Below are 14,554 nucleotides of genomic sequence, written 5' to 3'. Positions count from 1 at the left end.
TGGGGCCTTAGTGAGAGACATTGAATGTATAAACAAATTCTTGTTCCGGTTGATCTAAATGATCAAGGCTTCTCAGACCGAGCAGTTGAACTGGCGGTGTGGCAAGCAAAACAAGCAAACGCAGAAATCCACCTGCTCACTGTTTTGCCAGGTATTCACATGTCGATGGTCGCCACTTACTTCCCAAAAGACGCAGCAGCGAAAATGAAGCAAGATGTGAAGCAGCAGCTAAAAGCATTTGCCAGCGAGCACATTGATGATGAAGTGATTTACAAAGTGCACGTTGCCGAAGGTAAAGCTTACGCAACAATTCTTGATTACGCCGAGCGTTTGGGCGCAGACCTTATTATCATGCCAAGTCACAAGCGTTCGAAAATTAACAAAGTGATGCTTGGTTCTGTTGCAAGTAAAGTTGTGGAATATTCTCCAATCAACGTGATGGTAGTGAAGCCGCAAGGTTAAGCTTACGGCCACGCAAGAAAAAAAGGTTGATGCTCGCATCAACCTTTTTTGTATCTCTCATCATTGTCCAGCAGCACGAACGAAGGCCTGTAGGGTCTTGCTGGGATGCTCGGCAGTCAGGGCATCAATCTCACCCACCGCTTCTACTTTTCCGTTAGCAACAAAGGCAAAGTGACTCGCAATCGCTTTGGCATCACTAAGATGATGCGTAACCATCAACACGGTAATTCCGCGCTCCGCAGCCAGTTTTTTTACCAAGCTCAGCATCTCTTCACGCAACACTGGATCAAGTGCCGAGAAAGGCTCATCCAACAGCCACATGGAATGAGGCTGAACAAAACAACGCGCTAAGGCAACACGTTGACGCTGCCCTCCAGAAAGGTGCTCAGGCAAACGGTCGAGGTACTCTGCAACGCCAACTTGCTGCGCAGCTTGTTCAACCTGACGCTTTTGGTCTACCGTGAGCTTTAGTCCCGGGTGTAAACCTAAGCCAATGTTGTCACGCACCGACAAGTGAGAAAACAAGTTATGCTCTTGGAACAGCATGGAGAAAGGACGCTGATAAGGCTCTTTGCGCACAATCGACTCACCATCAACCCGAATGTCACCTTGATCAGGATGGATAAATCCTGCGGCCAGAGCCAGCAAGGTTGATTTCCCTGCCCCACTCGGCCCCATCAACGATACAATCTGACCACGTTCAATGCTCAACTCAAAACGAAACAGTTCACGTTGGTAGGTGTACTGCACATCATCCAACACTAGCATTATGCTTTCTCCTTCGCTTTCAATACTTTCTCTATCAAGGCAAAACAGCCCACACTCAACAACAATAGCGTCACGGACACCACCGCAGCGGCGTCCATCTGATAACTGCCAAGCAACTGGAACAAATACAGAGGTAAGGTACGAAATTCTTGTCCACCAAACAGCGCTATCGCGCTTAAATCCCCTATTGCAAACATAAAGCTGATCGCAAACGCATGTGCAAACGGCTTGCGCAGCGCCTGCCACTCCACCACTTTAAATCGTTGCCAGCCACGCATGCCTAAGCTGGCACAGACATACTGATACTGTTGCTCAATGTGCAGCATCGGTTGCGCTAGCGTTTTGATCACGTAAGGCAAAGCCATCATACCATTCACCAAAATCACGACAAAAAACGCCAAGCTAAAAACATCGGTAAATGATCGCAGTAGTAAGAATAGGCCAGTGCTAATCACCAGCCCCGGCGTCACTAGAATAATGGTACCGATTAACTCTATCTGATCAGCTCGCGTATTTTTATACTGCAAACGCCAACGGCGACTGGTCAACAATATAGACACTCCCGCAGCGACCGCAAGCGCACTGGCTAACCCTGCAACTTTGAGCGAGTTAGATAACGCAGACCAAAAACGTTCATCGGTTAACACCGTCCAAACTTGTTGGTTGATACCACTCAGTAACACCATCAGTAACGGCGGTATCACCAGTAAAAAGGCACCTATGATCCAAAAGCTATCCCAAGCTTTTGACCACCCATGATCCTTCGTTAAAAATTGCTGTACCGATGTGCTGCCAGCACTGATAGCAACAGGCTTTGTTAACTTCTGAACTCCGATCGCAAGTAGTCCACACAACAGCATCTGCCACAACGCTAATAACGCACCAGCTTGCAAATCAAAATCAAACTTAATCGCTTGATAGATTGCCAGCTCAATAGTGGTGGATTTTGGCCCGCCACCCAGCGCCATCACAGTGGCAAAACTGGTGAAGCACAACATAAATACCAAGCCACAAACGTGAGGAAGTTGCTGCCTTAAACGCGGCCATTCCACCCAGCGAAACTTATCCCAATGGCTCATACCAAGATGCGAACACAGCTTGTGTTGCTCAGCAGGGATAGACTCCAAGGCTTGCAGCAGCAAGCGTGCCGCATAAGGTAAATTAAAGAACACATGGGCAAGTAAGATGCCATTCAAACCATAAATAGAAAATGGAAGTTTGGTGTCGAAACCTTGCAGCCACTGCGCTAACAAACCGCTGTTGCCATAAATAGCTAATAGCCCAAAAACACCAACCAAAACCGGCAAAACCAGTGTCGATGCAAATAGCTTAAGCAGTAATGATTTACCCAAAAATTGGCGACGCGAAAGCGCGTGCGCAACTGGAATGGCAAAACCAACACTGAGCAATGTGGAAAGAAAAGCTTGGTAAAAGCTGAACTTGGTGACATGTTGATAATACGGGTCGTCCCATACCACAGACACATCAAGTGAAGGGGCTTGAACAATCAAAGCACCTAGGGCAGAAATAACAAAGGTCGCGATGATCATCGCGACCCCTAAACCTATTTTTGGAACAGAATTCAAAGGTAAAACCTATCTCATTCAGATGAGGGTGGAAACGTCAGCTAAAACGTCAGTGCACTTTGCCATTCGCGAATCCAAGACTTACGCATTTTTGCCACTTCATCAGCACTAAAGCTCAACGACTTGCTTGGAACGCTCAAGGTTTCAAAACCTTTAGGTAACTCAACGTCAGTAACTGGGTACATCCAGTTGCCCGTTGGCATCGCTGACTGGAACTCATCACTTAAAATGAAATTCATAAACTGATCAGCAAGTTCTGAATTTTTTGACCGTTTCACTTTGGCGGCTACTTCAACTTGCATGTAGTGACCTTCAGCAAAATTCGCCGTCGCAAACTTCGAATCGTTTTCCGCAATTAAGTGGTACGCAGGTGAGGTGGTGTAAGAAAGCACTAAATCGGACTCACCATTTAGGAACATAGAATACGCCTCAGACCAACCTTTCGTGACCGTTACGGTTTTGCTTGCTAACTTCTGCCACGCTTGCGTCACATCGTCGCCATAAATGGATTTCATCCACAGCATCAAACCTTGGCCCGGCGTTGACGTACGCGGATCTTGATAAATCACTTTCAAATCGTCGCGCGTTTCCACCAGCTCTTTCATGCTTTTCGGCGGATTAGCCAGTTTCTCTTTGTTGTACACAAACGCGAAGTAGCCGTAATCGTACGGTACAAACGTCGTATCGCTCCAACCGTTTGGTAACACTGTGTTGGCCGTATCCACATTGTGCTCGGTAAGCAGACCGGTTTTCTTCGCTTCAGCCATCAGGTTGTTATCCAAACCTAACACGATGTCGGCTTTGCTATTACCGCCTTCAAGACGAAGACGATTCAGGATCGACACACCATCGTCCAACGCTACGAAGTTAACGTCACAGCCACATTTTGCTTCAAAAGCTTGCTCGATTTTAGGACCCGGCCCCCAATCTGCGGCAAAAGAGTCGTAGGTATAGATGGTTAATGTGTTTTCAGCGGCAAACGCTGAAGTAGAGGTGATTGCAGCTAAGGCAATCAGATTTAGAGTGGTTTTCACTGCTCGCTCTCCATGAGTATTTCAGAGAAATAAGTTGAGCGGCACAGGGTTTGAGGCGGCTATTAAGGATTTCCAATATCCAGACTCAATTCCTACGCCAGCATTATCTGGTTCAGGTAATACGGGTCCCTAGTAAAGCACTTAGGTCTCAGCGCCCAAATGCATTGATTGACTCAATGCAAAATGGGTTTGCTCCCCGATGAGTTGGATGGATTGTAAAGGTATTTGAGTGGTTACACAATCAGCTCACGAGCGCTGGTCATAGCCCCAACGAGGCACTAAACCTTGCTCAATACCTAAGTGGTCGAGAATTCTCGCCACCATAAAGTCCACTAAGTCTTCAATGCTCTTTGGCTGATGGTAGAAGCCCGGAGCCGCTGGCATGATGGTGACGCCCATTTGCGATAGCTTGTGCATGTTCTCAAGATGCAGCGTTGAAAATGGCGTTTCACGAACCACGAGCAACAGTTGCCCGCGTTCTTTCATTACCACATCAGCCGCCCGTTCGATCAAGTTGTCCGACATACCATGCGCGATCGCCGCAACACTTCCTGCTGAACATGGGCAAACCACCATTTGCTTTGGTGCCGCTGAGCCAGACGCTACCGGTGAGAACCAGTCATCTTTACCACAAACAGTGATGTTATTTGGATCACAGTTGAGATGTTCCACCAGCGCTTGCTTTGCGGCGTCTGGCCCACTTGGCAGCTTAAGGTTGTGTTCGGTTGCCATCACAACGCGAGCCGCCGAAGAAATCAGAACGTAGACATGATAATCCGCCGCGACCAAACATTCTAAAAGACGAAGGCCATAAGGAGCACCTGAGGCACCCGTTAATGCCAACGTGATGGCTTTTTTCTGAGAGGGTTGTATTTTGTTGTGCATATCAATCAGGCTTTTAGTTTTAACTGCTCAAGAAGTTTTCCGTGAATACCACCAAAGCCACCGTTACTCATTACCAGAATTTGGTCTCCAGGCTGAGCACGTTCGACGATTTTAGCTACAAAATTATCCATATCGGCATCGACAAACGCTGGCTGCTTGCATTGATCAGCAATGTCTTGCACCGACCATTCGATATTGTCTGGCTGGAATAAGAACACTTCATCTGCGCTGTGTAGCGAATCCGCGAGTGTGTTCTTATGAACACCACGCTTCATGGTGGCAGAGCGAGGTTCCAATACAGCAAGGATACGTTTTTCACCCACTTTGTTACGCAAACCGCCCAGTGTCAGTTCAATTGCCGTAGGGTGATGCGCGAAATCATCGTAAACCGTGATGCCTTGTTCTTCACCTTTGAGCTCTAAACGACGCTTAGTGTTGATAAAACGACCCAACGCCTGACAAGCAAGTTCTGGCGTTACACCAACGTGTCGTGCGGCAGCGATCGCCATCAGTGCATTATCCACATTGTGGTCACCCACCAAATCCCATTCGACGGTACCGACCTTCTCGCCTTGCAAAGCAACGTCAAATTTTGAGCCATCAAGCACTAATTTGTGCGCTTGCCAGTCACCATCCTCACCAGAGAACTGTCTTTCCGTCCAGCAGCCACGCTCTAATACATCCGCCAAAGCTTGATCCTGCTTCGGCGCTAAGATCAAACCATTGCCCGGTACCGTTCGCACTAAATGATGGAATTGGCGCTTGATCGCTTCTAGATCATCGAAGATGTCAGCATGATCGAACTCAAGGTTGTTCATGATTAAAGTGCGAGGATGGTAATGCACAAACTTAGAACGCTTATCGAAAAAAGCACTGTCATATTCGTCCGCTTCAACAACAAAAAACATGCTTTCGCCCAAACGAGCCGACACACCGAAGTTACCCAACACGCCACCAACGAGGAAACCAGGTTGGTAACCACAGTCTTCGAGTATCCACGCCAGCATGCTCGAAGTGGTCGTTTTGCCGTGTGTACCGGAAACAGCCAACACCCAACGATCATGCAGTAAAAATTCGTTCAGCCATTGTGGTCCTGAGGTGTAACGCATGTTGCTATTAAGTACATGCTCAACACACGGATTGCCACGGCTCATCGCGTTACCAATCACCACAAGGTCAGGTTGAGGATCGAGTTGAGACGGGTCGAAGCCTTCAATAATTTCAATACCTTGAGACTCTAGCAATGTGCTCATCGGTGGGTAAACATTGGCATCAGAACCCGTCACTTTATGCCCTAATTGACGCGCTAAAATTGCTGCGCCGCCCATAAACGTGCCACAGATACCCAAGATATGAATGTGCATAAACTAAACCTTGTAATGCGTTCTTTGATGCCTTCATTATCGCGATAACGACCAGAAAAGCGAGTGACTTTAGCCTTCTTCTTGCAGTCCCTTTCACAAATATGACAAGGTTGAACAGAGACTGTACAGCGCTCTGACCTGCGAATGAATCCCTAATTTGAGCAGACAAATAAATTGAGATCTCAGACAGTTACTTCATTACCATTAAAAAGATCCACGACTTAAAATTACATCTAGCGCAAACGTTTAACATCCATAAAGAGATGCCCGTTGCGCAACACCCCCAATGAAATGTAAATGTAAGGATTAACCATGTCAGGAATGCGCACCCTAGGCGAATTCATTGTTGAAAAACAAGCGGATTTCCCCCACGCTAGCGGTGATCTCTCATCTCTTTTAGCATCCATTCGTTTAGCTGCAAAAATCGTTAACCGTGAAATCAACGCAGCAGGTCTTGGTGATATCACTGGCGCTGTCGGCACGGAAAATGTCCAAGGCGAAGCACAGCAAAAGCTAGACGTGTACGCGAACGACAAATTTAAAGCGGCGCTTGAAGCTCGTGACCAAGTTTGTGGCGTTGCCAGTGAAGAAGAAGATGAAGCGGTTGCGTTCAACAAAGAACTCAACCAAAACGCAAAGTATGTTGTATTGATGGACCCACTTGATGGTTCTTCAAATATCGACGTAAACGTGTCTGTCGGTACTATCTTCTCTATTTATCGCCGTGTTTCGCCTATTGGCACACCCGCGACAGAAGAAGATTTCCTTCAGCCAGGTCATAAGCAAGTCGCAGCAGGTTACGTAATTTACGGTTCATCAACTATGTTGGTGTACACCACAGGTAACGGCGTAAACGGCTTTACTTACGACCCATCCATCGGCAGCTTCTGCCTATCTCATGAAAACATGATGATTCCTGAAGATGGTAAGATCTACTCCATCAACGAAGGTAACTACATTCGTTTCCCACAAGGTGTGAAAAAGTACATCAAATACTGCCAAGAGAATGTGCCTGAAGACGGTCGTCCATACACCTCTCGCTACATTGGTTCTTTGGTGGCGGATTTCCATCGCAACCTGCTTAAAGGTGGCATCTACCTTTACCCAAGTACGCAAAGTCACCCACAAGGCAAACTTCGCCTGCTTTACGAATGCAACCCAATGGCATTTCTCATCGAACAAGCGGGCGGCATTGCATCAGATGGCGTGAATCGCATCATGGACATCAAACCGACTGAGCTACACCAGCGTGTACCTTTCTTTGTGGGTTCGAAGAACATGGTTCGCAAAGTTGAAGAGTTCCTTGAACTGCACCGCGACGAAGAATAATCTCAGACCTTTGTCCAACGCGGCAGGTGTTTACCTGCCGCGTTTTTGTCGCTAAAGTGAAATGCGAATTAATCATAGATGAGGGCGATCTTCTGGCTCCTCATCCTCAATGAAAAGGAATATTCAAATGAGCCTAAACCATGTACCAGCAGGTAAATCGCTACCTGAAGATATTTACGTCGTTATCGAAATCCCTGCCAATGCAGACCCTATCAAATACGAAGTAGATAAAGACTCTGGTGCTGTATTTGTCGACCGTTTCATGTCTGCGCCAATGTTTTACCCATGTAACTACGGTTACGTGAACAACACACTTTCGCTTGATGGTGACCCAGTAGATGTCCTTGTCCCAACGCCATACCCACTCATGCCTGGCTCTGTTATTCGCTGCCGACCTGTTGGCGTTTTGAAGATGACGGATGAATCGGGCGAAGATGCCAAAGTCGTTGCCGTACCGCACTCTAAAATCTCTAAAGAGTATGAACACATTCAAGATGTGGGCGACATTCCTGAGTTGCTAAAAGCGCAAATCACGCATTTCTTTGAGCGCTACAAAGAGTTGGAATCAGGAAAGTGGGTGAAAGTTGATGGCTGGGCAGATGTAGAAGCGGCAAAAGCAGAGATTCTACAATCTTACGAGCGTGCGCAAAACAAATAAGCGTAAACGCCAACCCCGAATACAAAAAGAGCTGCAAAGTGCAGCTCTTTTGCTTTCTAGCCTAAACGCTTGCCTTAGATAGGAGCTCCTGCGGAGGACATACGACCAGCGTCATAATCGTGTTGGAAGAACGGGTCAACGTCATCGCAGATTCCGAAATACGGTCGTCCAACCACACCCAGCATATAGGCACTTTGCTCACAATACTCTTGCTTACCTTCTTGATAACCGTTTTGGTAGGCCATGATCAGTTCTGGCGTTGCATGGTTAGTGCCATCCAACTTAGCTATCCGCTCTTTTGACAACTCTCGTAATCCATCTAAGGCAGACTGTTTCCCGAACGCTTGCCAATCAGTCACACTGGTTGAAGCTGGTAAGGTGGTTTGCGCACAAGCAGACAGAAGCATCATCATCGCGCCAATTATTAACACTCTCATCATCACTCCTTACTTTTCTGACTTGTCGTTTTCTAACGTGTTTAGAAACGTTTTTAAATCTCGACAACGTTCTTACGATGGTTACTTAAGTATAGTTCACACCCTTTGACACCAATCGCCAGACGCTATCTCTTCCGTAAGCTGCTCCGTGTCTTGATACAAGTAAATCCATGCTTGGCCAAATGGCGTTGCAATGCTCTCTCTACGATATTCGACAGGTACGTCTTCAAGCTTATCGAGCGCCACCAAAGTATCATCATCAATCAGATAAACTTCGCCTTGGATTGAGCGCTGCCCTTCTGACAGCGCTGGGTACGAGCCTACATCGTAGAGAGAAAATTGGGCGTCCGTTTCATGTAAACCAAGAAATTGAGCCGAGCTCAAATAATGATGGTTGTACTCTCCCTTACGTAACGTCCCGTAGACAAAAATCAAATGCTGCATAACCACTCCTTAGCTATGAGTTCTGTGTGGTTAGGACGTGCGCCCTAATCAAATTCAAATTGATAGAGTAGGTCAACTGCGCTATCTACACCAGATACCGCCTCTAAATACAGGTCTTGCATCAATCGGTAACGCACCGTGAACTCACCCAGCGAGTTGAAGATACCGACACCATACTTAACCTGTAGACCTGGCAAAATGTAACCACTCACCGTCACTTGAGAGTCATCACCCGAGCCTGCCGTATCAAGCTGTAAATCTTGTACGCCAAAGGCTTCACCGATTTCTCCAACAACACGACCGCTTTTCGCCAAACTCAGACCAATTAATGTGGTCGTCATCGCGTTACCACCCGACTCACCATCAATATCTTGACCACGAAGCAGGTAAGACAACGCGTTGGCTTGTGGCATCGCAGGCTCCGAGAAAATTTCCACACTCGGATCGGAAGCAGGGCCAGTCACACGCACACCTGCGATCACATCGTCTTGAGTATTGTCAGGGTTACGAATCGCTTTGATCGATACGTACGGTTGATCCGCTGGACCGTTCATTAAGATCTTACCTTCTTCGATCACCAAATCTTGACCAAATGAACGGTAAGAACCGTCAACGATGTTTACCTCACCAACGATGAATGGTCCTTTGTCTTTTTGTGTCACGTTAAGGCTACCTTTCAAGCCGCCCTTCAAGCCAAACGCCGCAAGTTGGAAGTCGTCACCAATCTTAATGTTGATGTCCGTTTCGACGTTGAATGGCATAGCCGTCACTTCATCAACTGGCTGTAAATCCTTGTTTAAAATCACGGTATCACTCGACACCCCAACCGCACTTGGTGGCAGTTCCTCAATGACGATACGTCCCCATGGCAGATTGATATTACCTTCCACCTTCGCCAACTGCGGTGTGACATCAATGGTCATGTCCGGCTCAACTTTGATTTTGACCATCGGCGGCATATCAACTTTCAGCTCTTTTGCAAACACGCGGGCACGAGTTCGCCAGTCTTGCAGGTCACGCCAGTCAGCATCACCGGTGATTTCTAGCTTACCGTCAGGCGTAATGATCCCAGCATCCAAATCCGCTTGGTGACCTTTAAAGTTGATCACGACTTGTCCGGAGTTGATGTCGATTGGCGTCACTTCGCCTTGCAGTTTCATTTGATCGATAAGGAACTGACCATTCACTTTTGGATGCATTACATCACCAGACAAGGCCAAATCAGTATTCATATTCGCCTTGAACAAGCTGTATTCCCCGATCAACGGAGCCAAGAAGTCCAAGTGGAACGTAGAAAGCGCAACCTTACCGTCAATAGTTGGCTTCTCAGATGAGACATTCAGTAAAGAAACCTTACCTGACAAGTCACCGTTATCTTTCACATCAAATAACCACTCAGCATCAAGCTTGTCTTTCGCTAATGCCGCTTTAAAGCTGAAGCTGTCCCAGCCCACTTTAATTGGCTGCTCTAGTGCTTGTTCAACTTGGCCTTTTGGCATGTTGACACTCAAGGTAACTTCAGGCTTTTTCTCTGGAGCCCATTTAGCAAAAGCCTGTGCATTAACTGAGCCTTGCAGCTTGGTTTCTGGCGGCAGGAATTGTTTGATTTGGTCGAAATTAAAATCATTGATCGCTAACTTCGCTTGGCCACTCTTACCGACACTAATATCTTCGGTTAGACACACACTCGACTTCGCTTGCAACCAACAATGAGCTTGAACATTCGCGATCTGTTTGTCGATATTGACCTTCACTGCAGTCGATTTTTGCAGTGACCAAGGACCTTGTTGCGAGCTCAGCGTCAAGCGGCGCAGCGCCCCATCCCAAATCATTTCTGGCTTCTGCTTAAACGTCCCTTCGATTTCCAAACTGGTCGAAACCAGATCAGACACCACATCAAGCGTCAGTTGATGCAGTTTTTCATCTCCAGAGACTTCAAGATCCGCGCTATCAACTTTAATGTCGTCGTAGGTAATGTTATTCGCAATAAGACTTAAGTTCGCTTTTGGTGCTGGCAGAGGCGTCACATCGCCCTTTAAGGTGATCGTTTCTACATTCGCCTGTTGCTGCCAGTTGATCTGATTTAAAGCGAGATCAAGATTGATATCAGGCTCTTTCAAACTACCGCGTAGCGCTACTTTACCTTGCATCTTACCCGCAAGATCCGGAACACTTTTCGCAAAGTCAGGGAAGTTAACCTCAACATCCATCAAGATTTGTTTGTCGATCTTGCCCTTCGCACTCAGTTGGTTCGGGCCATGAGAAAGCGCTAAACCTTGAGTGGTTAGTTGGATGTCTTCACCTTTGCCATTCTTATCAGACGCTTCAAGTTGCCCTTCGACATTCAATGGATAACCTCGCAAAATGCCGTCGATGTCTAACTTAGGCAAACTGACTTGCCAACCACCTTGTTCCGTTAACGATCCCGAAGTCGAGAGACTACCACTGATATCCCCTTCTGCTTCTTTCCACTGCAATCCTGGTTGAATGTTCTTCAGGTTCAGGTCGGCTTGCCAGTTGATTGGAGCCGCCCAATTCGCCATAACTTTACCGGAAAGTTCGCCCCCCAAAGTTTTCACTACAAGGCTTTCGAGATCGATTTGCTCCAGCGTACCTTTGCCGTTCAGCGCAACATCAACGGCGGGAATGTCTTTGCCTGACGCTTTGGTTTCTAATGCGACTTCGTAACCATCAAGTGAACCTTTTGCCGCCAAACTTGGTACAGAAACCTGATAATCACTTTGCCCAAATAGCGGCCATTGCGCTTGAACATTTTTGATCGAAACATCAAACGGCAACTGCGTTTTAAGCGGTTGGATGTCACCTTTGATCTCCGCTTGTACAAGCTCAGAAAGCGTAGCATTTAACGATAAATCCCCAACCGAACCAGAGGCCGAAAGCGACAGTTTTTGTCCCTTCGCATCCGCTTGCTTCACTAACGCGTCCAATTGCGCTTTGATTGGGTAATCAGCAGAAAGGGTCACTTGTGTGCTTAACTTGCCTTCCACTTCTGGCATGTCGAGCTCTAACGTTTTGACATCAACACGCTCACCACCCGCTCTTGCAACCAAACCAAGATGATTGACGATCACTGGCGTTTCACCTGCCAGTTTAAAATTATGAATATCCAGACGACGCGCTTCCACCGTCAGTGGAATCCATACTTCTGGTAACACAATATCTTGCGGCGTAGCGTCAGTTTCTTTCGGCTCCTCGGCAGCCGCTTCAGGTTCAGCTTCACTTGGTGCGAGTACAACATTGATGTCTTTCAACGCGGTTGGTGCGATCACCAAACGATCGCCCTGCATCGACAAAGCGGTCGAGAACGTTTGCCAATCAATCTGATTGCCTAACACATTGACGTTGATGTCATTAAAGCTGACTTTATTGACAAAAATTGGCACTGGCGTGCTGATAGAACGCAGCGGTGGTGTTTCTTCTTCAGGCTCTTCACTGGCAGGTGGCAATTCTGGCATTTGGAAGTTAACACCTTGCAGCGCCAGTTCATCAACACACACTTTTGGGTCAAAGAAACAGCGGAAGTTAATCGCCAACGCAAGGCGCTCGACTTTCGCATCAATATGTAAAGACTCATCAACAAAGCTGACATTTTGCAGTGCAAAACGAGGGAATAGCGAACCTTGAATGTTCTCGACTTTGAGCTGAGGTAAGGCTTTCTCTGCGCCCCAAATCGCCAACTTCAACCCTGGATGGGTAAACAGTACCGTTGCGACAAAAATAGTGATTAACAACAGCAGACCAATCAAACTTAGTGATAACCACTTGGTCCACTTAAACATCTTTTTGATCATAGCTCAGGCCCCAAAGAGAAGTGGATGCGGAATTCGTTGTTTGGCTTTTCATCCAGCCCCCACGCAAAGTCGAAGCTTACCGGTCCCACAGGTGAAGCCCATCGAATACCAACCCCGGCACCAGATTTCCATTCAGGTGTGTCATTAAACGCATCACCAATATCGTAGAACGTTGCGGCCCACCAGTTGCCGTAAACACGATATTGATACTCCAAGGTGCTGCTTAAGATGTATTTCGCACCCGTTAATGCGCCACTTTCATCGACAGGTGAGATGGATTCATAGCCATAACCACGGATGTTGTTGTCACCACCAGCAAAGAAACGCAACGATGGCGAAAGCTTTTCAAATTCCTCCGTGATGTTAGCCCCCCCTTCGAGACGGAACAAACCACGATGGTTTTCGCCGATGCCACGAATCCACGAAGATCGCCCAAGCAGACGCAATACGCGCGTTTCAGACAGTAGCGCCGGATCGCCATATTCAACCGTTACGCTTTGCTTATCGCCCCACATTGGCATACTGCCACCACGGACACGAGTACGCGAAAAGGTTGCGCCAGGAAGCACAAACTGCACGCCATCATCTTGCAAACCTTGCGAGAAGTTTTCGTACAAGTGACGAACGTACACGGTTTTGTGCCAACCACCGTCGGTTAACCAGTGTCTTTCTACCGCAAGGTTTGATTCCAAACTCTCAGTATCACGGTTGTCCAAATGCTTCAGACCAAATTGCAATTGATAGTATTCACGTAAGACGTCGTCTAATGGAATTTTGTAGCCGGCGGTGATGGTTTGTTCTGGTTTGGAGAGAGAAAGCGCCGTATTAAAGCTATGACCGCGTGCACTTACCCATGGTTTTTTCCATTTTAAAGTACCGCGCACACCCGTATCGGTGGAGTAACCAATACCAGTTTCAATTTGGTTTTTCGCAGCAGGCGCTAACGAGACTTTAATCGGCAACTCGCGCCCATCTTCAAGCTTGCTTAAGTCAGGCTCAACAAACACGGAGGAAAACCAATCGGTGTTAGACAGGTTTTGGTTGTATTCACCCACATCAGAGACAAGATAAGGTTCGCCAATTTCAAAAGGTCGCATCGACTCAACACGGTTTTCCCAGATCTGGCTTCCCGTAATTTCTACCGGACCAAAGTGATAGCGAATACCGCTGTCGTAGTGCAAACGTACATTGGCTTCATTCAATTCAGGGATCACTTCCAGCTTGTTGAGCTTAAAGTCACCATTGAAGTAACCACGTTGCAAAGCCAGGTTACGAATCCCTGATTTAAGGCTGTCATACTCACCCTGATTTAAAATCCGCCCAACTTTTAAAGGCGATTTGGCGATGAGATTCGCGAATTCTTCATCCTCTTTCGCTTCACCGCTGATCACGACATCCATTACTTTGATCTTAACTGGTAAACCTTTGTGGATGTTAACGATCAGCTCGTCATTCCCTTCGGAAATAGAGTATGAAATTTTTGCATGATAATAGCCAAGCGCATTCAGCGCTTCAGTGATACTTTGATCCAATCGCGCCTGAAAGCGCAGCGAAGTGGAGTAATCCTTCTCTGGAATCGAAGACAGGTACGCTTTCACGTTATCTTCCAGTGCGCCATCGATGCCTTTAAGCTTTAAAGAAACATCGGCATACGCGCTCTGAGAAACAACCAACAAGCCAACAATGATGGGGAGAGCTTTTTTTATCATGCTTTTTTAGCTGAATGAGGTTAAATAAACGTAAATAATGATAACGCCAATTAAAGGCTAAGTCTG

General features: G+C 47.0%; 12 protein-coding genes and 1 riboswitch. Of the genes, 3 read left to right on the top strand and 9 right to left on the bottom strand.

Annotated features, from left to right (window positions below; genetic code table 11):
- Positions 1-24: 24 nt before the first annotated feature.
- Complete coding sequence (locus ACYJZR_RS01530) at positions 25-462, top strand: universal stress protein (RefSeq protein ID WP_005454686.1); 438 nt, start codon at positions 25-27, stop codon at positions 460-462.
- A gap of 60 nt (positions 463-522) precedes the next feature.
- Here the strand turns inward: ACYJZR_RS01530 and thiQ are convergent, their stop codons facing one another.
- The 5 genes from thiQ to mpl form a co-directional block, all read right to left on the bottom strand.
- Positions 523-1,230, bottom strand: a complete 708-nt coding sequence (gene thiQ / locus ACYJZR_RS01525) for a thiamine ABC transporter ATP-binding protein (RefSeq protein ID WP_406966279.1) — start codon at positions 1,228-1,230, stop codon at positions 523-525.
- Entirely contained in the window at positions 1,230-2,816 is a 1,587-nt protein-coding gene (thiP, locus tag ACYJZR_RS01520; RefSeq protein WP_071651775.1) for a thiamine/thiamine pyrophosphate ABC transporter permease ThiP, read from the bottom strand. Before thiP ends, thiQ begins: the two co-directional genes overlap by 1 nt.
- A 41-nt stretch (positions 2,817-2,857) precedes the next feature.
- The gene (gene thiB / locus ACYJZR_RS01515; protein ID WP_140051900.1) at positions 2,858-3,850 is read right to left on the bottom strand and encodes a thiamine ABC transporter substrate binding subunit; all 993 of its coding nucleotides are present in this window, start codon (positions 3,848-3,850) and stop codon (positions 2,858-2,860) included.
- 72 nt (positions 3,851-3,922) lie between these two features.
- Positions 3,923-4,059: riboswitch (TPP riboswitch) on the bottom strand.
- A 37-nt stretch (positions 4,060-4,096) separates the two neighbouring features.
- A complete protein-coding gene (locus tag ACYJZR_RS01510) occupies positions 4,097-4,735 on the bottom strand; it encodes a flavin prenyltransferase UbiX (RefSeq protein ID WP_005489583.1) in 639 nt (212 codons plus the stop codon).
- Between the two features lie 5 nt (positions 4,736-4,740).
- Positions 4,741-6,099, bottom strand: a complete 1,359-nt coding sequence (gene mpl / locus ACYJZR_RS01505; RefSeq protein WP_047725488.1) for a UDP-N-acetylmuramate:L-alanyl-gamma-D-glutamyl-meso-diaminopimelate ligase — start codon at positions 6,097-6,099, stop codon at positions 4,741-4,743.
- Between the two features lie 312 nt (positions 6,100-6,411).
- Here mpl and fbp point away from each other — a divergent pair, with 312 nt between their 5' ends.
- Both fbp and ppa read left to right on the top strand, forming a co-directional pair.
- On the top strand, positions 6,412-7,428 hold the full coding sequence (gene fbp, locus ACYJZR_RS01500) for a class 1 fructose-bisphosphatase (protein ID WP_005454699.1): 1,017 nt from the start codon (positions 6,412-6,414) through the stop codon (positions 7,426-7,428).
- Positions 7,429-7,555: 127 nt separating this feature from the next.
- A complete protein-coding gene (gene ppa / locus ACYJZR_RS01495) occupies positions 7,556-8,086 on the top strand; it encodes an inorganic diphosphatase (RefSeq protein ID WP_005454643.1) in 531 nt (176 codons plus the stop codon).
- A 74-nt stretch (positions 8,087-8,160) separates the two neighbouring features.
- Here the strand turns inward: ppa and ACYJZR_RS01490 are convergent, their stop codons facing one another.
- The 4 genes from ACYJZR_RS01490 to tamA all read right to left on the bottom strand — a co-directional run bounded on the left by ACYJZR_RS01490 (position 8,161) and on the right by tamA (position 14,488).
- Positions 8,161-8,523, bottom strand: coding sequence for a DUF2799 domain-containing protein (locus tag ACYJZR_RS01490; protein WP_015296185.1), 363 nt, complete (start codon positions 8,521-8,523; stop codon positions 8,161-8,163).
- Between the two features lie 96 nt (positions 8,524-8,619).
- Positions 8,620-8,967: a gamma-glutamylcyclotransferase family protein gene (locus ACYJZR_RS01485; RefSeq protein ID WP_005454676.1), complete on the bottom strand. Its 348-nt coding sequence runs from the start codon at positions 8,965-8,967 to the stop codon at positions 8,620-8,622.
- Positions 8,968-9,011: 44 nt separating this feature from the next.
- Positions 9,012-12,779: an autotransporter assembly complex protein TamB gene (gene tamB, locus ACYJZR_RS01480; RefSeq protein WP_406966278.1), complete on the bottom strand. Its 3,768-nt coding sequence runs from the start codon at positions 12,777-12,779 to the stop codon at positions 9,012-9,014.
- A complete protein-coding gene (gene tamA, locus ACYJZR_RS01475; RefSeq protein WP_005489530.1) occupies positions 12,776-14,488 on the bottom strand; it encodes an autotransporter assembly complex protein TamA in 1,713 nt (570 codons plus the stop codon). Before tamA ends, tamB begins: the two co-directional genes overlap by 4 nt.
- Positions 14,489-14,554: the final 66 nt, after the last annotated feature.

Source organism: Vibrio sp. RC2502 (genome assembly GCF_054850435.1).
The sequence above is the reverse complement of the archived record's forward strand: the minus strand, read 5'-3'. Positions and strand labels throughout refer to the sequence as shown.